Origin of the sequence: Pseudomonas sp. Sample_14 (genome assembly GCF_004307515.1) — a bacterium.
Classification (GTDB): Bacteria; Pseudomonadota; Gammaproteobacteria; order Pseudomonadales; family Pseudomonadaceae; genus Aquipseudomonas; species Aquipseudomonas atacamensis.
In genome coordinates, this window is record NZ_RCOC01000012.1 from 34,766 (window position 1) to 53,636 (window position 18,871).

14 protein-coding genes are annotated in these 18,871 nt (G+C 61.5%); 8 read left to right on the forward strand and 6 right to left on the reverse strand.

The features are described 5' to 3' along the window. Nucleotides 1-2 precede the first annotated feature (2 nt). From purT to D8U61_RS02410, 5 genes are all read right to left on the reverse strand, one after another. Nucleotides 3-1,184, reverse strand: coding sequence for a formate-dependent phosphoribosylglycinamide formyltransferase (gene purT, locus D8U61_RS02390; RefSeq protein ID WP_024011715.1), 1,182 nt, complete (start codon nt 1,182-1,184; stop codon nt 3-5). A gap of 100 nt (nt 1,185-1,284) precedes the next feature. Further along, nucleotides 1,285-1,752, reverse strand: coding sequence for a VUT family protein (locus D8U61_RS02395; RefSeq protein WP_130926351.1), 468 nt, complete (start codon nt 1,750-1,752; stop codon nt 1,285-1,287). Between the two features lie 154 nt (nt 1,753-1,906). Next, on the reverse strand, nt 1,907-2,122 hold the full coding sequence (locus D8U61_RS02400) for a DUF1289 domain-containing protein (RefSeq protein WP_039759143.1): 216 nt from the start codon (nt 2,120-2,122) through the stop codon (nt 1,907-1,909). Then, entirely contained in the window at nt 2,119-2,643 is a 525-nt protein-coding gene (locus D8U61_RS02405) for a gamma carbonic anhydrase family protein (protein WP_130888428.1), read from the reverse strand. Before D8U61_RS02405 ends, D8U61_RS02400 begins: the two co-directional genes overlap by 4 nt. A 39-nt stretch (nt 2,644-2,682) precedes the next feature. Continuing rightward, a complete protein-coding gene (locus D8U61_RS02410) occupies nt 2,683-3,282 on the reverse strand; it encodes a CoA pyrophosphatase (RefSeq protein ID WP_016771547.1) in 600 nt (199 codons plus the stop codon). Between the two features lie 147 nt (nt 3,283-3,429). On the opposite strand from D8U61_RS02410, the gene D8U61_RS02415 reads away from it, so the two are divergent. The 8 genes from D8U61_RS02415 (at nt 3,430) to D8U61_RS02450 (ending at nt 17,854) form a co-directional block, all read left to right on the forward strand. After that, nucleotides 3,430-3,981 (forward strand): NUDIX hydrolase, encoded by a 552-nt coding sequence (locus tag D8U61_RS02415; protein ID WP_016771548.1) that lies wholly within the window; start codon nt 3,430-3,432, stop codon nt 3,979-3,981. A gap of 76 nt (nt 3,982-4,057) precedes the next feature. Next, the gene (locus tag D8U61_RS02420; RefSeq protein ID WP_130926352.1) at nt 4,058-4,573 is read left to right on the forward strand and encodes a L,D-transpeptidase family protein; all 516 of its coding nucleotides are present in this window, start codon (nt 4,058-4,060) and stop codon (nt 4,571-4,573) included. Nucleotides 4,574-4,854: 281 nt separating this feature from the next. Further along, on the forward strand, nt 4,855-5,586 hold the full coding sequence (locus tag D8U61_RS02425) for a GntR family transcriptional regulator (protein ID WP_016771550.1): 732 nt from the start codon (nt 4,855-4,857) through the stop codon (nt 5,584-5,586). A 24-nt stretch (nt 5,587-5,610) separates the two neighbouring features. Beyond that, on the forward strand, nt 5,611-6,717 hold the full coding sequence (nagA, locus tag D8U61_RS02430) for an N-acetylglucosamine-6-phosphate deacetylase (RefSeq protein WP_130888429.1): 1,107 nt from the start codon (nt 5,611-5,613) through the stop codon (nt 6,715-6,717). Then, on the forward strand, nt 6,698-7,720 hold the full coding sequence (locus D8U61_RS02435; protein WP_122610742.1) for an SIS domain-containing protein: 1,023 nt from the start codon (nt 6,698-6,700) through the stop codon (nt 7,718-7,720). Before nagA ends, D8U61_RS02435 begins: the two co-directional genes overlap by 20 nt. A gap of 34 nt (nt 7,721-7,754) precedes the next feature. Then, nucleotides 7,755-10,268 carry a phosphoenolpyruvate--protein phosphotransferase gene (gene ptsP, locus D8U61_RS02440; RefSeq protein ID WP_130926353.1) on the forward strand — a complete coding sequence of 838 codons (2,514 nt, stop codon included), beginning with the start codon at nt 7,755-7,757 and terminating at the stop codon, nt 10,266-10,268. 23 nt (nt 10,269-10,291) lie between these two features. Beyond that, a complete protein-coding gene (nagE, locus tag D8U61_RS02445) occupies nt 10,292-12,007 on the forward strand; it encodes an N-acetylglucosamine-specific PTS transporter subunit IIBC (RefSeq protein WP_130926354.1) in 1,716 nt (571 codons plus the stop codon). A gap of 129 nt (nt 12,008-12,136) precedes the next feature. Continuing rightward, nucleotides 12,137-17,854 (forward strand): membrane-targeted effector domain-containing toxin, encoded by a 5,718-nt coding sequence (locus D8U61_RS02450; protein ID WP_130926355.1) that lies wholly within the window; start codon nt 12,137-12,139, stop codon nt 17,852-17,854. A 63-nt stretch (nt 17,855-17,917) separates the two neighbouring features. Here D8U61_RS02450 and D8U61_RS02455 read toward each other — a convergent pair whose 3' ends face one another. After that, nucleotides 17,918-18,271 (reverse strand): DUF6124 family protein, encoded by a 354-nt coding sequence (locus D8U61_RS02455; protein ID WP_016771557.1) that lies wholly within the window; start codon nt 18,269-18,271, stop codon nt 17,918-17,920. Nucleotides 18,272-18,871 lie beyond the last annotated feature (600 nt).

Genomic DNA, 18,871 nt, shown 5'->3' on the forward strand with positions numbered 1-18,871 from the left:
GTTTACAGCTCGACAACAACCGCCTGCGACGCACGGGTCGCCTTGGCACGTGCAGCCTCGATCGACTCATCACGCGCCAGCGCCACGCCCATGCGGCGCTGACCGTTCACTTCCGGCTTGCCGAACAGGCGCAGCGCGGTATCCGGCTCGCTCAGCGCAGCGCCCAGATTGGCGAATGCAGTCTGGGTCGACTGGCCTTCCACCAGAATCACTGCCGACGCCGACGGGCCGAACTGACGGATCAGCGGTACCGGCAGGCCAAGAATGGCGCGGGCATGCAGGGCAAACTGCGACAGATCCTGAGAGATCAGCGTGACCAGCCCGGTGTCATGCGGCCGTGGCGAGACTTCGCTGAACCACACCTGATCACCTTTGATGAACAGCTCGACGCCGAACAGACCACGGCCACCCAGCGCTTCAGTGACTGCTTTGGCAACGCGCTCGGATTCAGCCAGAGCAATCGGGCTCATGGCCTGCGGCTGCCAGGATTCCTGATAGTCGCCTTTCTCCTGACGGTGGCCGACCGGTGCGCAGAACGTAGTGCCGCCAATGTGGCGCACGGTCAGCAGGGTGATTTCGTAGTCAAAGTCGATGAAGCCTTCGATGATCACCCGACCTTTGCCGGCGCGACCGCCCTCTTGCGCGTAATCCCAGGCTTTCTGTACGTCATCGGCGCTGCGCAGCAGGCTCTGACCCTTGCCCGACGAACTCATCACCGGCTTGACCACGCAAGGGAAACCCAGGTCCTGAACGGCTTTGCTGTAGTCCTCGAAGGTGTCGGCAAAGTGGTACGGCGAGGTCGGCAGGTCCAGCTCTTCGGCAGCCAGACGACGGATGCCTTCGCGGTTCATGGTCAGTTGCGCCGCACGCGCGGTCGGAATCACGGTGAAGCCTTCGGCTTCCAGCTCAACCAGCGTGGCGGTAGCGATGGCTTCGATTTCCGGCACAATGAAGTGCGGCTTCTCGGCTTCGATCACTGCACGCAGAGCGGCACCGTCGAGCATGTTGATCACGTGGCTGCGATGGGCGACTTGCATGGCCGGCGCGTTGGCGTAGCGGTCGACGGCAATCACTTCAACGCCCAGGCGCTGCAGTTCGATTACCACTTCCTTGCCCAACTCACCACAGCCACACAGCAATACGCGGGTCGCGGTTGGCGACAATGGAGTTCCGATACGGGTCATCTCAGGTCCTCAAAGGAAGCGGATCATCGAGGAAAGCCACGCGAGTGCGCTTTCCATGGGGAGAAAGCGCGGCATTTTACATGAACCCGAGGGTTTGGCTTCAGCTGGCGAGAGCCTGTTTGCGATCACGCCAGGCCATGATCAGCCAGACCGCGGTAACGCCGGCGAACTTGGAGGCCAGCGCGGTGATGATCACCGGCGGCGTCAAGGCGTCGATCATGCCGAAAAAGATGAAGGTATCCAGCGGAATGCTCAGCGCCGAACTGATCCACAGACGATCACGCAACGGCCGCTTGGTGATGCTGAACACCAGCCAGTCGATGCACTCGGAGACCGCGAACGCCGTGGCGCTGGCCAGCGCGATGGAAGGGTCGGACGTGATGTAGGAGAGCACCAGCGCCGCCAGCATCGCCACGATCGCGCCATGACCGAAGCGCGTTTGCACCATGTCGCGCAGCACGAACACCAGCCCGCCCCAGGCCGACCAGATGATGTCCAGTTGCGGTGCGGTGGAAAAGGCGAAGTTGATCAGCACGACGCTGCTGATGTAGGCGATGAGGAAGATCATGGAGGTGGCCTGTAAATGTGGCGCACAGGTTACTTGAGCGCTGGTATTGCGCCAATAGGTGCGGTGACAGGACCAACGTCTTCGCGAGCAGGCTCGCTCCCACAGTGGAACGCATTTTCAAGGTGGGAGCGAGCCTGCTCGCGAAAGCGGTGGTTCAGACGCCTGACTTCGCGGGAATCATCCAGACCAATCCACTCGCCTTCGCCCGTTCATGACACAACCCCAGCACGACGCGGCGCTCGTCATTGTTCATGCGGCCCCAGCGGGTGATCTCCGCGACCGTGCGCTGGCACCCGGTGCAAACATCATCTTCGTCCAGCGCGCAGATATTCACGCAGGGCGAGGCGACTGGTCGTTCAACAGTCGTCATTGTTCCTGCTCGACCAGATCGCGGGCGTAACGCTGCGAGTTATGCACATAGTGCGCGGCGCTGGCTTCGAGCATATTCTTTTGCGCCTCGGTCAGTTCACGCACGACCTTGCCCGGCGAGCCCATCACCAGCGAACCGTCGGGAATTTCCTTGCCTTCGCCGATCAGCGAATTGGCGCCGATGATGCAGTTCTTGCCGATCTTCGCGCCGTTGAGAATCACTGCGTTGATACCGATCAGGCTGTAATCGCCGACCGTGCAACCGTGAAGCATCGCGTTGTGGCCGATGGTCACGCCGGTACCGATGGTCAGTGGATAGCCCATGTCGGTGTGCATCACCGTACCGTCCTGCACATTGCTGTTCTTGCCGACGAGGATCAGTTCGTTGTCGCCGCGCAACACAGCGTTGAACCAGACGTTGGCGCCCTCTTCCAGGCGAACCTTGCCCACCAGCACGGCATTGGGCGCGACCCAGCTCTGTGGATGGGTTTCGACACGGGCGTCGCCCAGGCGGTATTTCATCTTTTTTCCCTCAGGGCTCACGGCCGTTCGAACGACGGCTCAGGTATCGATAAAGCTTTTCGGCGGTCGGTGCAGGCTGATTTTGGCGTCATAGAGCAGGTTGATCAACTCGACGATCATGATCGCCGTCAGGCCCCAGATCTTGTACTCGCCGAAGCGATAGCTCGGCACGTACCAACTGCGGCCCTGATAATCGATGCGATGGGTATGCTCACGCGGGTCCTTGCGGAAGAATTCCAGCGGCACGCTGAAGACGGCGGCGATCTCGGCATCATTGGGCTGGTATTCGACAAAGTCGGGAATCACGCCGACATACGGCGTTACCTTGATGCCGTGCAGGGAAATCAGCGGGCTTAGCGGGCCGATGACTTCGACCAGGCCCGGCGGCAGGCCGATCTCTTCTTCGGCTTCGCGCAGCGCGGTGAATATGAGGTCCGGATCTTCCGGGTCGCGGCGCCCTCCGGGGAAAGCGACCTCGCCGCCATGGGTCGAAAGCCCGCTGGCGCGCAGGGTCAGGACCAGTTCCGGTTCGTCACTGCGGGTGATCGGCACCAGCACGGCGGCTTCGGGGAAACGTGCGTCGGTCTCCAGCGTACGCGGTGTGTGGTTGCTTACCCTATGCAGTAGCTCGTCCAGCATGAGTGTTCTCGATCGGTGCCTTGCTCCGCATCATGCACCAATCAAAGCGAGCGCCCAAGCCCCCGAAACCCGTCGTGTCGCGAAACGACAACTTGCCGACCGGCCCCGCTGCACGCCAAGATAGGCGCAGCATTCAGGAACCCGAGCATGAAATTTTGCAGCCACTGCGGTAACCCGGTCACCCAGCGCATTCCCGAAGGCGACTCGCGGCTGCGATTTGTCTGCGACAGCTGTCAGACCATTCACTACCAGAACCCCAATATCGTCGCCGGTTGCGTGCCGACCTGGGGGACGAAAGTGCTGCTCTGCCGCCGCGCCATCGAGCCGCGTCTCGGTTACTGGACGCTACCTGCCGGCTTCATGGAAAACGGCGAGACCATCGAGCAGGCCGCCATCCGCGAAACCGCCGAAGAAGCCTGCGCCCGGGTGCGCAACCTGAGCATCTACACGCTGATCGACGTGCCGCATATCAGCCAGGTGCATGTGTTCTTCCGCGCCGAACTGGCCGATCTGCAATACGCGGCCGGGCCGGAGAGCCTTGAAGTGCAGCTGTTCGAAGAAGCCGACATTCCCTGGGACGAGCTGGCTTTCCGCACGGTCGGGCGCACGCTGGAGTGTTTCTTTGCCGATCGGCGCAGCGAGGTTTACCCGGTGCGTTCGGAGTCGATTCCGCCACTGGTGCAGCCGGCGATCACTTGAGCTTCGCGGCACCCTGCCGATAACCACACCTGCATCTATCACTATGTGTCTGCGTCATTCTTGGGGAATCGTTTCAATGCGTTGGTTGCTTGCCCTGTTGTGCCTGTCGTCCGTCAGCGTTTCGCAAGCGTCATTCGTGACCACCGTGACGCCCTCGAACACTCCGCTGATCGAAAAAGTCCTGGTACTGAAATCGGCCCACCAACTGCAGTTGATTGCCGACGGCAAGCCGCTGAAGACCTATCGCATCTCCTTGGGCAAGGGCGCAAAGAAAGGCCCGAAACTGATCGAGGGCGACAAACGCACACCCGAAGGTTTCTATTGGATCGACTGGCGCAAGACCAGCGAGAAATTCAACCTGTCGATGCACATCTCCTACCCGAACATCAGCGATGCCGCCCGCGCACGCCGTGAAGGTGTCGAGCCCGGCGGGATGATCATGATCCACGGCACCCCGGATTCGGCAGACAATCCGGAGCAGTTGTTCCATACCCTCGACTGGACCGACGGCTGCATCGCCATGCGCAACGTCGACATGCGTGAAGTGTGGAATCTGGTACCGGACGGCACGATGATCGAGATTCGTCCGTAACCTCGACCGCTGGTCACCGCAAAAAAATAAATCAAAAGATCGCAGCCTGCGACAGCGCCTACAGGGGTGATACCACTCTTAACTGTAGAAGCTGTCGCAGGCTGCGATCTTTTGCTTTTTATAGGCCATCACTAATACCACTTTAAACACTCCCCCCTGAAACCCGCCAATCCATTGGGTCAGACGCCATTTCATCGCGTTGACATGGTATTCAAGTGGTATTAGCTTCCGTCGCACAAGCGAGCCACAACAATCCTATACTCGCGACGGAAACGACCTACATGAACGACCTTCAAACCCTACGCCCCGATGACTCCCAGCCGACGCCGCTGTACTTGCAACTGGCGCGCAATCTGGAAGCGGCGATTCATGCCGGGCAGTGGAAGGCCGAACAGGCGATGCCGTCCGAGCGCAACCTCAGCGACCAGCTCGGCATCTCCCGGGTCACCGCACGCAAGGCTTTGGAAGTTTTGCTTGAGCAAGGCCTGATCCGCCGCCTGCAAGGCTCGGGCACGTTCATCACCCCACGCCTGGAACAACCGCTGTCGCGTCTGTCCGGCTTCAGCGAAATGCTGCGCTTGAAAGGTTTCGTGCCGAGCTCGAAATGGCTGGAGCGGGAGATCACCCTGCCAACTCACGAAGAACTGATCCGCCTCGGCCTGTCGCCGAACGACAAGGTGGCGCGCATGAAGCGCCTGCGCAAAGCCGATGACACGGTCATGGCGATCGAAATGAGCACCCTGCCCGCGTCGATCATGCCCAGGCCGCAAGCGGTGGGCGATTCGCTTTACGAATACCTCGACGGCATCGGCAAACCGATCGTCCGCGCCCTTCAGCACATCCAGGCAATCAACGCCTCGGACGAATTCGCCGCGCTGGTCGGCATCGCCCCCGGCACCGCCATGCTGCTGATGACCCGGGTCGGCTATCTGGAAGACAACACGCCGATCGAAGTCACCGACACCTATTGCCGCAACGACTACTACGACTTTGTTGCAGAGCTGCGCCGCTGAGCGCAACCCCAAGCGAGAACGAAAATGTCCGAAGACAACATCCTCACCGCCAGCGGCTGGGTTCGCGGCCGGCTGATTCACGAACACGGCAAGATCGTGTCGATCGAAGGCGTGCCCTGCGATCCGGCGGCTAACGATCTACCCTATCTGCTGCCGGGTTTCATCGACCTGCATGTGCACGGCGGCGGTGGCAAAGACATTATGGAAGGCGCCGAAGCCTTCGAAACCATCAGCAAAACCCACGTGCGCTTTGGCACCACCTCGCTGTTGGCCACGACCATGACCGCGCCGAGTGCGGAGATTTCCAGCGTCTTGAAAGAGGTAGGAGAATTCTGCAAACAGCGTCCGAAAGGCGCCGCGCGAGTGCTTGGCGTACACCTTGAAGGCCCTTACATCAACCCGGGAAAACTCGGCGCTCAACCGAACTTCGCCCACACCGCGTTGATGGCAGAAGTCGAAGAATATCTGGCGCTGGCACCGATCCGCGTCATCACCATTGCCCCGGAAATCGCCGGTCACGATGCATTGATTCGCGAGCTGAGCAGCCGTGGCATCCGCATGCAGATCGGCCACACCCTCGGCAGCTACGAGGAAGGCGTCGCCGCGCTGGCTGCCGGTGCCAGCAGTTTCACCCACCTCTACAACGCCATGAGCCCGCTGCATCACCGCGAGCCGGGCATCGTCGGCGCAGCACTGGCCCACGCCAAATACGCCGAGCTGATTCCCGATCTGCTGCACGTACACCCCGGCGCCATTCGCGTAGCCCTGCGTTCTATCCCGTGCCTGTATTGCGTCACCGATTCGACCGCCGCCGCCGGCATGCCCGACGGTGAATACAAGCTTGGCAGCCACACCGTGACCAAATGCCTGGGCGGCGTGCGTCTGCCCGACGGCACGCTGGCCGGCAGCACCCTGACCATGGATCAGGCCCTGCGCAATCTGGTCAAGATCGGTCTGCCGATCGCCGAAGCCTCGCAGCGTCTGTCGCAATTTCCCGCCGACTACCTCGGCATCACCGAACGCGGGCGCCTTGCCCCCGGCGCCTGGGCCGACTGCGTGCGGCTCGATCGCTCACTCACACTGACCGCCGTCATGGTCGAAGGAGAAGACATTGACTTCAAAAATGCTTGAGGAGGCGCTGTCCTCGTTCGAGGCCGTGCAAGCCCAACTGCAACAGCTCGACGCGCCGATGATCGAGATTGCCGGGCGCCTGCGCCGTCAGCCGCCGCAAGTGGCGATGACCGTCGCCCGTGGCAGCTCCGACCACGCGGCGAGCTACTTCGCCTACCTGACCATGCAGCAACTGGGCGTGCCGGTGGCCTCGTTGCCGATGTCGGTGGTGACCATGCAGCAGGCGCCACTGAAAGTCAGCGGTCAGGTCGCCTTTGCGTTTTCGCAGTCGGGGCAGAGCCCGGATCTGGTCAACAGCCTGCGCCTGTTGCGCAAGCGTGGCGCGCTGAGCGTGTCGATGGTTAACGCTGCCGATTCGCCACTCGAAGCGGCCTGTGAATTCAGCCTGCCGCTGCTTGCCGGGACTGAAAGCAGCGTCGCTGCGACCAAAAGCTTTATCGCCACCCTCAGCGCCAGCGCGCGTTTGATCGCGCACTGGAAAGAGGACCGCGAACTGCTGCAAGCCCACGATGCGCTGCCAGAAGGCCTGCGCGAAGCGGCGAAACAGGACTGGAGCGTGGCCATCGAAGCCCTGCGCGATTGCGAGCGCCTGATGGTGATCGGCCGTGGCGCCGGTTTCGCCATTGCTCAGGAAGCGGCGCTGAAGTTCAAGGAAACCTCGGCGATTCAGGCCGAAGCGTTCAGCAGTGCCGAAGTCCGTCACGGCCCGATGGCACTGATCGACGAACACTATCCGCTGCTGGTTTTCGCCCCACGCGGCGCCGAGCAGGCCGGCCTGCTGAGTCTGGCAGCGGAAATGCGCCAGCGCGGCGCCCGGGTCTTGCTCGCCGCGCCGGATGACGTCAGCGAACGCGACCTGACCCTGACTCGCGCCGAACACCCGGCCCTCGATCCGATTCTGGCGATCCAGAGCTTTTACGTGATGGCCGCAGGCCTGGCCGTGGCGCGGGGCATGGACCCGGATCAGCCGCGCCATTTGAGCAAAGTGACCCGCACGCATTAAGTCCGACTGACTGCACACCTGATGAGACCCAGCCATGCCCGACAACAATAAAGAGCTGACCCTCAGCGCCCCGCTCAGCGGCCCGGTGCTGACGCTCGCCAACGTCCCGGACGCGGTGTTCGCCAGTGGCGCGATGGGCGACGGCATCGCCATCGACCCGCTCAACGACACGCTGTATTCGCCCTGCGCCGGCGTGGTCATCCACGTTGCGCGCAGCAGCCACGCGGTGACGGTTCGCGCCGACAACGGTGCGGAAATCCTCCTGCATTTGGGCCTCGACACCGTTGAGCTGAACGGTGAAGGTTTCGCCATGCTGGTCAAGGAACGCGATCGCGTCAGCCTCGGTCAGCCGCTGCTGCGCTATGACCTGGACAAGGTCGGCCAGCACTGCAAAAGCCTGGTCAGCCTGTTGATCCTGACCAACAGCGCGGATTTTCAGGTACGGCCGATCACCCTCAAAACAGTGAAAGTCGGCGAGCCGCTGCTGCACATCATCGCGCGCAATGTTGTCGCGGCGAATACCGATACAAGCGGCGGGCCTGAGGTTCGTGGTCAAGTGCAGGTCGCTCATCGCGGCGGCTTGCATGCGCGCCCCGCTGCGCTGATCCGCCAGACCGCCCAGGGGTTCAGCAGCCACTCACAACTGCATTTCAACGGCAAATCGGCGCCGTGCAACAGTCTGATCGGTTTGATGGGGCTGGCGATTGGTGAGCAGGATGAGGTGCAGGTCAGTTGTCAGGGACCGGACGCCGATGCCGCGCTGCAAGCCTTGCTCAGCGCATTGGCCACGGCGCTGCCGGACGATCATCACGGGCAAGCGCCGACCACCACAGCCGCGCTGAAACGCCCGGCCGAGGCTGGCGTGTTGCACGGTGTTTGCGCGGCGCCGGGGCTGGTCGCCGGGCCGTTGTTTCGCTTGAACGCGATCACCTTGCCGGCGGATACGGGCCATCACGATCCAGTGCAACAGCAGCAGACGCTTGAAGCGGCATTGAACGCGGTGCGCAGCGAAATCGTCGCCACGCTCGCCCAGGCGAAAAAGCACAAGAACGCCGACGAAGAAGCGATCTTCGCCGCACACATGGCGCTGCTCGAAGACCCCGCCCTGCTCGACGCCGCGCAGCAATTCATCGCGCAAGGCACCGCAGCGACCCATGCCTGGAGTCAGTCGATCGACACCCAGTGCGACATGCTGCAAGGCACCGGCAGTCCGCTGCTGGCCGAACGTGCCAACGATTTGCGCGACCTCAAGCAACGCGTCCTGCGCGCCCTGCTTGGCGAGGCCTGGGAATACCAGGTGCCGGCCGGCGCCATTGTTGCCGCCCACGAACTGACGCCATCGGATCTGCTGCAACTCAGCGCGCAAGGTGTCGCCGGGTTGTGCATGGCCGAGGGCGGCGCGACCTCGCACGTAGCGATACTGGCACGCGGCAAAGGTCTGCCGTGCCTCGTGGCTTTGGGCGCGCAATTGCTAGAGCAACCGCAAGATCAGGCCGTGGTGCTCGACGCTGACGACGGGCGCCTCGAATTGACGCCAAACGCCGAGCGCCTGAGCGAAGTACAGCAGGCACAAATCCAGCGCCAGCAGCGTCGCGACAGCCAACAGGCCAAAGCCCATTTGCCCGCTGAAACGCGCAATGGCGTGCACATCGAAGTGGTCGCCAATGTCGCCTCAAGCAACGAAGCGGCAGACGCATTTGCCAACGGTGCCGATGGCGTAGGCCTGTTGCGCACCGAGTTTCTCTTCGTCGATCGCCAGACGGCACCGGACGTCGAAGAACAGCGCAGCGCCTATCAAGCGGTGATCGATGCCATGGGCGACAAGCCGGTGATCATCCGCACCATCGACGTCGGTGGCGACAAGCAACTCGACTACCTGCCGCTGCCCGCCGAGGCCAACCCGGTGCTCGGTCTGCGCGGCATTCGGCTGGCCCAGGCGCGGCCGGAAATTCTCGATCAGCAACTGCGCGCGCTGCTGCAGGTCAAGCCGTTGTCGCGTTGCCGGATTCTGTTGCCGATGGTCACCGAGGTCGACGAACTGCTGCACATCCGCCAGCGCGTCGATGCCTTGCGCCTTGAGCTCGGCATTACCGAGCGCCCGGAGATCGGCGTGATGATCGAAGTCCCCGCCGCCGCGCTGCAAGCCGAACAACTGGCCGAACACGCCGACTTTCTCTCGATCGGTACCAACGATCTGTCGCAATACACCCTGGCCATGGACCGCGACCACGCCGGGCTGGCGGCGCGGGTCGATGCCCTGCATCCGGCGTTGCTGCGTCTGATCGCCATGACCTGCGAAGGCGCGGCGGTGCACAAGCGCTGGGTCGGTGTCTGCGGCGCCCTCGCCTCCGACCCGCTGGCCACGCCGGTGCTGATCGGCCTCGGCGTCACCGAACTGTCGGTGAGCCCGGTGCAGATCGGTGAAATCAAGGACCGCGTACGCCAGTTGCATGAAGCCGAATGTCAGCGCCTGAGCCGCGACTTGCTCAAGCTCTCCAGCGCCGCCGCCGTTCGCCACGCCTGTCATCAACATTGGCCTCTGCGCTAACAAAAACAAAAAGGACAAACGCCATGTACCAACTCTTCATCGAAGGCCTGCAACGCCTAGGCCGCGCGCTGATGCTGCCGATCGCGATCCTGCCGATTGCCGGCCTGCTGCTGCGCCTGGGCGACACGGACCTGTTGAACATTGCGATCATTCACGATGCCGGACAAGTGATCTTCGCCAACCTGGCGATGATCTTTGCCATCGGCATCGCCGTCGGTTTCGCCAAGGACAACAACGGCACCGCCGGCCTGGCCGGGGTGATCGGTTATCTGGTGATGATCTCCACGCTCAAGGTGCTCGACTCGACCATCAACATGGGCATGCTCGCCGGGATCGTCAGCGGCCTGATGGCCGGTGCGCTGTACAACCGCTTCAAGGACATCAAGTTGCCGGAGTATCTGGCGTTCTTCGGTGGCCGGCGTTTTGTGCCGATTGTCACCGGGTTCGCGGCGGTGGGTCTGGGCGTGCTGTTCGGCTATATCTGGCCGCCGATCCAGCAGGGCATCAACGCGTTCGGCGCGCTGATGATGGAAAGCGGCAGCATCGGCGCCTTCGTGTTCGGCGTGTTCAACCGCCTGCTGATCGTCACCGGCCTGCACCACATCCTCAACAACATGGCGTGGTTCGTCTTCGGCAACTTCACCGACCCGACCACGGGCGCCTTGGTGACCGGCGATCTGTCGCGGTATTTTGCCGGCGATCCGAAGGGCGGCCAGTTCATGACCGGCATGTTCCCGATGATGATCTTCGGCCTGCCCGCCGCGTGCCTGGCGATGTACCGCAACGCTTTGCCGGAGCGGCGCAAGGTGATGGGCGGGATCTTCCTGTCGATGGCGCTGACCTCGTTTCTGACCGGTGTGACCGAGCCGATCGAATTCGCCTTCATGTTTCTCGCGCCGTTGCTGTTCCTCCTGCACGCGCTGCTGACCGGGCTGTCGATGGCGATCACCAACGGCCTGAACATTCATCTGGGCTTCACCTTTTCCGGTGGCTTCATCGACATGATTCTCGGCTGGGGCAAGTCGACCAATGGCTGGCTGGTGGTGCCGGTCGGGCTGGCTTATGCGGTCATCTATTATCTGGTCTTCGACTTCTGTATCCGCCGCTTCAATCTGAAGACGCCGGGGCGCGAAGACGTCGCCAGCGCCGAAAAAACCGTGCTCTCGGAAACCGAACGCGCCAGTGCGTATATCAAAGCCTTGGGCGGCGCAGAGAATCTGCTCACCGTCGGTGCGTGCACGACCCGACTGCGCCTGGAGATGGTCGACCGCAACAAGGCTTCGGACGCTGAGCTGAAAGCGTTGGGCGCGATGGCGGTGGTGCGCCCGGGCAAGGGCGGCAGTTTGCAGGTCGTGGTCGGGCCGTTGGCTGACAGCATCGCCGATGAGATTCGCTTGGCCATGCCTGCGCTGGGCCGAACAGCGTTGGTGGAAACCGCAGTCATTACCGATGAGCCGAAGACCGTTGCGCTTACCCGCAACGAGGCACAGCAATGGCTGGATGCACTGGGCGGTCGCGACAATGTGCTGCAACTCGATTGCATCGCCATGACCCGCATTCGCCTGCAACTGGCCGATGCCAAGGCATTGTCCGATGCGCAGCTCAAAGCGCTCGGCTGCCTGGGTGTCAGCCAGTTGGACGGCGGCGTCTGGCATTTGCTGGTGGGGGACAAGGCCGCAAGTTTGAGCGGGGCGATCGAGGCATTGCTGAGTCGCGGGGAGGTCAGCGCGCAGGTTTGATCTGCTCCGGTGGCGGGAGGGCTGGAGCGGGCGGGGAAAATCCGGCCCGCGCACGATACATGGATACCACCCTCCCCGACGCCCCGCTCGCCATGCTGGCCCTTCATCCCCAGCATGGAAATCGTGCCTATGAGCACCCCCAACGCACCCACACCCGATGAGATCAAAAACGATCTCAACCAGATCGGCCGTCTGCTCTTCAACACCGAAACCCCGCTGCTGCCCGAGCACAAACCGAGCACCGAGCAGGCCCATCTCAAACGCCTCGAAGAGCAGCTGAAAACCTATCGCGACAACTACCTGCAACGCAGCCGCACGCTGTATCAGGCGCTGGCAACCAGCGACCTGCAAAGCGAGGCTGGCAAGCAACTGATCGCCACGCTGAAGGTGCGCCTCAGCACGCAACTGATCAACATGGATCTGCGTGACCAGATCGACGGCAAACCGGCAAAAACCTTCCTTAAATACGACGCCGGTTTCACCGCGCTCGAGTACGAGGCGCAACAAGCCGTCAAGGATCGCCTGTTGCACCCGCAGGCTGGTGAGCTGATGAAGAAACTGGCGCTGGGCCCGCTGTTGCGTCCAGCCATGTATGCGTTGCAGTTCACTTATCAGCAAACCACTGTCGAGCTCGCCGGGGCCTTTGTTGTTACGCAAAACGACACCCCGAAAGTCAGCGATCTGCTGACCGACCAGAGCGCGGGCTTCGTCGTGTTGTTCACGCCCGCCAGGGGCCTGGAGCTTTTCAATTCGCTGGCTGATCTCGACGCCCATCTGCTCGAGACCATGAAGCACAGCATCAGCCGTGGCGAATTGATGCAGCTGCTGCCCAGCCGCTACCACGAGATCGGTACAGCAGGAATCTGGCCATTGCAGCTGGCGCCCATCGACAGCCAACCGCTGTTCGAACACATCTACGATGCCTTGATCGAAAAACGCACCCTGGATATCGAATATGCACTGAGCTTCGCCGCTAACCCGCAGCAGGATCCCGCTCGCTTGATCGCCGAGCTGGAGCGCGCCATCGGCGCTGCGCTGCCGGATCTCACTCCGCGTCTGGCCCTTCAGGCACAAACCCTGTTCGAACGGCACCTGCGCAACAGCGCCCCGGACTGGTACCGCAGCGCCGACGCCGCCAAGCGGGCCGAACTGGCGTTGCACCTGGGCAACTACAATCAGGCCCGGCAAAACCTGCTTGACCTGATGGGCCCGGCGGTCAGTCTGATGGCCGTGGCCCGCCAGCAATGGCTGGAGCGTCTGAGTGATGATCTGCAAATCGACGATCTGCAACCGGACAACCTGCAAATCACCACCGACCGGCGGGTACCGGGATACGGCGTATATGTGCACAAGCGCAACCTGCTCGAGCTGACCCTGCGCGGCCCGCACACCGGCGATGAGTTGCCAGGCTCGGAGTTTCTCAGCCACACCCGGCTGACTTACAACGACCTGCCGTTATCCGACGAGTACGCGGACGTGACGCCCGCCTGGGTGATCAAGCAGGCACTGGAGCTGGAACCGCGCGTCGACTTCGCACATTTGCAAACGCAGATGCAGGCAAGCTCCGCAATCAAACCTGCCATTGAGCAGATGCTCGATCAGCGCATCGTCGCGCTCGCCCATACCGCAGCGCTGCAAGGGCACCTGCTCGACAGCGACCTGCAAATGATCCAGCGCCTGCGCAGCGGTAGCGATTCACAGTTGCGCGCCGCCACGCTGTGCTTGCACGGTGCGCAACTCCAAGACCTTTGGGTGCTGCGTCAGAACGATCAGACCGGTGCGGTCAAACGCGTTCTGCTATGCACGCCACAGGCCCCACGCGATCGCCAGTTCGAGGCCTTTGACAGTGAGCGCGAATGTCAGGCCCATGTGTTGTCGTGGGCCAAGCAGAGTGACGCCGCCCAAACCATGGCCGGTTACCTGGTCAGCCGCGCACCGATGCGCTTTCGTCCTGCTCTGCGCAAAGTCTTGTCGGGGCTGAGCTTCAAACCGGAAGCAGCGGAGCACCAGAAGGTGACTTTCGATCACCTCGGCAACCATCTCGATTGCCTCAAAGCGATGGCTGAACACATGCTCGCCACACGCATCGATGATTACGATTTCAGCACACCGGTGTGGTATCGCTCGACCACTGCGGCCAATCGCCGACAACTGACGACGCTGAGCGACGACGCCGAGGGCGCACTGCTCGCATTCAATCAACATCCGCTGTCGGGCGGGCGTTTCCAGACATTTGACGCCTACGTGCACGAGCAAGCGAAGCTCAGCCTGAACCGCTTGCTCAAACGTGCGGCCAATGACGTCGATCCTGACACCGTCTGGGCCTACTCGCCAAAATCGATCGTGCCCTCATGGACACCAAAGCCGTTGACCTATACCCGGCTGTATCGCGACGGCTATGCCGACGGCGTGGGTTTTCTCGAGCAGAAATTCTCACGCTCGGCGCGCTTCAGAGGTCCGCAAGGCATCGATATCAGCAGCCTGACCGCGCAGAATGTCGCGCGCTCGGTCACAGGGGTGTGGATCGGCCAACGCTATACCGACAAAGTCAAAAAGGAGCTGCAGAATTCCCAGAGCGAAGGCTACGCGTTCCGCCGCAACGCGACGCTGGCGATCACTCAGCGCCAGATGCAAAGCGCCGCGCTGGAATGCCAGCTGCAAGGACATATCGCCAGCAGCGACCTGCAATGGCTCCAGCAAAGCATCACCAGCATGGATCAAACGTCGGGGCAGACGCGGACGAAGTACCCGATCCACCGGTTGATGATCGACGGCGAATGGGTGATCGATACCTGGCTGTTCAGCCATGGCAGTAATCCGGTTCTGCTGTATACGCCGGACGCGCCGGACGGCGTGCGTTTTCGTGAAGCGCGCCTGTTCAATTATCTGCTGCTGCAATCGGGCATGGTCGAGTACTTCACCTCGCGCGTGGGTATCAGCGCCCAGACCCGGGTCCGCACGCACCTGGACAACATCCGCAAGAAGCTGCCCAAAGACCTCAACAAAACCACCCCCAGCCCCACCCGCTACGACTCGATGCGACCGGCTGACGCCGTCAGCGACCTGCTCACCGCGCTCTATGACATGAAGCTGCAACGGCGGATCGACAACGTCCACGCGACCACCACCAGTCGTATCGAAATGATCGCTGGCCTGATCTGGACGAGCGTTGAGTGGGTCGCGGCGATCGCCACCGCGCCCTTCCCGCTGTTGAGCCTGAGCACCGGCCTGTTGCTGGCCTTCAAGGACGCGATGCTCGCCCTGCATGCCTATCGTCAGGGCAACAACAACGAAGCGTTCCGGCACTTGCTCGGTTATCTGTTCAACAGTGCCGGCGCGGTGCTGACGGATCTGCGTCCGGCGCTACGGTCACTCAAGCCCGTCCGGCGCCCGTTGCGTCAGGCTGTCGCCACTGCCGGCGATGAGCAACAGAGTGCTCTGGCATTGGTCGATCAAATGGCCACTGAACCCGTCTGGGATGATATGCAAGCGGTCGCTTTCAGAGGACAGTCGTATTACGCCAGTAACAACCCGGACGCGCTGGGCCGTTATTTGCTCTATCGCCCGGATCCGAATGGCTCCGGACTGCTTTCGACCGGCATTCTGACCGTACGCAATTCCGACGGGGTGATGGTGCGCAGCGGCCTGTCCGGCGGTGCACCGAAATACGAAGCTGTGCCCGATACACCCGGTCCGCACAAAGATTATGGAGTCGCGATCGACTACCGCGAGCGCGTCGAAACGTTGCTGGTGCCGCAATCGCGCGAGGCATTGCTGCAACTGAGCGACATGGGTATCCCGCGGCAGACCATCATGGCCCGGGTGGTCGATCAGTTGAGCGATGTACGCACAGCCTATCTGGAACAGGTCGAAAAACTCACCAAAGATGCCACGCGCCATTTTGCCCGGCTCGCACCGCTGCCCGCCCGTGCCGAAGTGCCGGCGGTTGCCGCCAATACCTCATTCGCACAGTTGATCGGCAGCGATGCATTCGCCGCAAAAAACCTGGTGATCGGTGCACAACCTGGTTCGATCGCCAGCAAACAGTTATTGATCGAGCATCTCGACGTCCTCGTGGCGAACGGCTACAAGCATCTCTTTCTCGAATACCTGCCGGGTGACGTGTTTCATCTCAAACTGGAAAAGCTCAACAGGAACGGCTCCTGGTTTCATATCAACAAACACCTGAAGGCGCTCGACAAAGCCATGGGGTATGCGCCGGACGCAGCTTTTTCTTACCTGGCGCTGGTGCGCAGGGCCCGGGAAAAAGGCATGAGCATCCATGCGCTAGACGGCTCGGCCAGCTATAAACTCGAAGGGATCATGGTGATGTCCGAGGTCTCGCCGCTGACCCCGCGAAACAACTCCATCAGAAACTTCTATTCGCACAAGGCGCTTGCCAGCGATGTGGCCGAAGTCGGCGAAGAGCGCTGGATTGCCCTGACCGGACAGTCGCGCATGACCACGTTCGACAACACGCCGGGCCTGGCCGACCTGCACGAGGCCGTAGCCGTGCGTGTTGAAGACATCGACCTGTATCAACCGGCACGCATAGCCAGGGATACACCCGGCGCCATCGCCGGCGATGCGACTGCGCAAGGTGATTTCCTGGTACAGATGCCGAGCACCTACAAGGCACCTCTACCCGTCTCCAGGCCGCCCGCCGCAGCTAGCGCCGTTGATCACTTCAGCGATTTCGATGTGGCTTTGCCGCTGCGTGACGATATTGCTGAAATGTTGCATAAGCCCTACTCCATGGACTCGAATTACACCCCGACGATCTCCAGTGAAAGAACGGCCTACGAGGCTTTCATCGCCCAGCGCAAGCGCCTGGAAAAAACCGCCAGAGACGCTTTCACCGACTACGTCCCTCCCGATGCGCCGATCCTGCCGGTGCTCACCTCCGATTGCACATTCGAGGCTTTTCTGCGGCAGCTGGCCGACGGACGCTTGAATCTGCTGATCGGCGAAGCCCATGCCGATGTGGCGAGCAAAGCGCTGCTGAAAAAGCACATGAAAGCGCTCAAGAAAGCAGGCTATGACACGTTGTATGTCGAGCACCTGTTCACCGATCTGCACCAGGCCGATCTCGACATTTTTTTGCGAACCCAACGTATGCCGCACAGGCTGAAGGCGTACCTGCATCGTCAGGACCGAGGGCACATGATGGCTTACGGTGGGAGCGATACCTACACGGAGCTCTACCAGGCAGCAGCCAAATACAACATCCGCATCAGAGCGATCGATTGCACAGCGTCTTACCACCTCAAGGGCCTGCACGACAAAGCAGTCTCGCGAAACGAGATGTTCAGCTATTTTGCAACCCAAGTGATCGAGGCTGATCAACTGGCCAACGGCCCACATAAATGGGTGGCCCTCATCGGCAGTGCGCACACCAATTACAACCTCGGCGTGCCAGGTCTGGCCGATACACTTTCAGCCGTCAGCCTGCACGTGCGCGACACCGCCCCCGAGCTGGCCAGGGATATTCATCGCGGTACATGGGAATTTGTCAGCGGCCAGCACGAGACCAACGTGAGGGCCTTGAGCAGCGACTTTGTGATGGAGGTGGCCGTCCCCGGCACGAAAAAGCCTGCTGCGCCTCCGTCTGTCAGTCGCAGCAGACTGACTCGACAGGGCCAATTCCTGATCGAAAATGCAGATACCCGCAAAGCCAGTGTGGTGCATAGATCCAGGTCCGGCGAGATCGTTGAGACGCCGATTCAGATCAACGACAAAGGTCTGTTCTTCATTGATCGCTGGGAGAAAAAAGATCAGAGCTTCAAATACCTGCAAACCTTGGTCGACATGCTTGTAACAGACGTCAAGCTGACACGGGTGACGTGACATCCACGCGATTGCACGTCGTGGAAAACCACCGGGCTCGACGGCCCGGTGGTTTTTTCACGCCTACGGATCAACCCGATCCAGCGCACGGTTCACCGCCAGCTCAGCAAGCATGATGATCTGCTGAATCGCCAGCGCCGTATTGCGCTGCGGTCGCCCCAACTGATCGGCGAAATCACTGGCCAGGGTGTTGGCTGAAGCGAGGGATTCACAGGCGTGGGCCAGCAGGGTTTCGGTGTCGACGTCGGGCTGGATCAGAAACAGGGTGCCGGGCGGGCGCGCTTTGCTCGGCTGTGGGCACAGGTAAAAATCCAGAGCGCGCTTGATCGCTTCGCGGTTTTTCGCGAGGTCGTCGGCGCGGATGGTTTGTTCGAGGGGGGTGGGTTCGTATGGTGGATCGGGAACGATTTTATCCACAATGCTTCTCCTGCTGATGCTGATGGGCAGCCATTGATCGCCGGATCTCACGCGGCGAATAGGTGGCAGCTATGTGCGAGGTGAGATCCACCGGAGCAGGCAACCGGCCAGACCGAAGTCTGCCCGCACACAGCCGCCATAAAGCAGGCAGCAGATTGAGCTGGCGCCAATTATCGTGGTGCTGGCGCCAGTTGCAAGCTATCCGGGGATCTCACTCCCGATCGCTGATTCGCAGCGACGGGAAAAGACTAGAGATCGCACGTCCGACGGACAACCTGAAAACCTTGTGGGAAGGTTCTGGTCATTGGGTACCGGATTTAAACAATCTCTAGTTCTCGAGAGCATGGATGGGCCTCATCGCGAGCAGGCTCACTCCTACAGTTGTGATCGGGTCATTCAGTGAGAAACGGGTCGGCTGACAGGCCGCCTTCGCGAGCAGGCTCGCTCCCACAGGTTGATCGGGTGCATTCAGTGCAAAACAGGTCGGCTGCCCGCGGCGAAGCCGCCCCACTCAACAATGAGCGCAAGCTCGAGTGCTTTTGATCTTGATCCACCGGCGACGTCGGAAGGCTGAGTGGAGGGATTGATCCGGGGGTGGGA

What these genes read in the sequence shown, in the direction of transcription:
- purT (WP_024011715.1), bottom strand. Translation starts at nt 1,184, where the DNA reads ATGACCCGTATCGGAACTCCATTGTCGCCAACCGCGACCCGCGTATTG.
- D8U61_RS02395 (WP_130926351.1), bottom strand. Translation starts at nt 1,752, where the DNA reads ATGATCTTCCTCATCGCCTACATCAGCAGCGTCGTGCTGATCAACTTC.
- D8U61_RS02400 (WP_039759143.1), bottom strand. Translation starts at nt 2,122, where the DNA reads ATGACGACTGTTGAACGACCAGTCGCCTCGCCCTGCGTGAATATCTGC.
- D8U61_RS02405 (WP_130888428.1), bottom strand. Translation starts at nt 2,643, where the DNA reads ATGAAATACCGCCTGGGCGACGCCCGTGTCGAAACCCATCCACAGAGC.
- D8U61_RS02410 (WP_016771547.1), bottom strand. Translation starts at nt 3,282, where the DNA reads ATGCTGGACGAGCTACTGCATAGGGTAAGCAACCACACACCGCGTACG.
- D8U61_RS02415 (WP_016771548.1), top strand. Translation starts at nt 3,430, where the DNA reads ATGAAATTTTGCAGCCACTGCGGTAACCCGGTCACCCAGCGCATTCCC.
- D8U61_RS02420 (WP_130926352.1), top strand. Translation starts at nt 4,058, where the DNA reads ATGCGTTGGTTGCTTGCCCTGTTGTGCCTGTCGTCCGTCAGCGTTTCG.
- D8U61_RS02425 (WP_016771550.1), top strand. Translation starts at nt 4,855, where the DNA reads ATGAACGACCTTCAAACCCTACGCCCCGATGACTCCCAGCCGACGCCG.
- nagA (WP_130888429.1), top strand. Translation starts at nt 5,611, where the DNA reads ATGTCCGAAGACAACATCCTCACCGCCAGCGGCTGGGTTCGCGGCCGG.
- ptsP (WP_130926353.1), top strand. Translation starts at nt 7,755, where the DNA reads ATGCCCGACAACAATAAAGAGCTGACCCTCAGCGCCCCGCTCAGCGGC.
- nagE (WP_130926354.1), top strand. Translation starts at nt 10,292, where the DNA reads ATGTACCAACTCTTCATCGAAGGCCTGCAACGCCTAGGCCGCGCGCTG.
- D8U61_RS02450 (WP_130926355.1), top strand. Translation starts at nt 12,137, where the DNA reads ATGAGCACCCCCAACGCACCCACACCCGATGAGATCAAAAACGATCTC.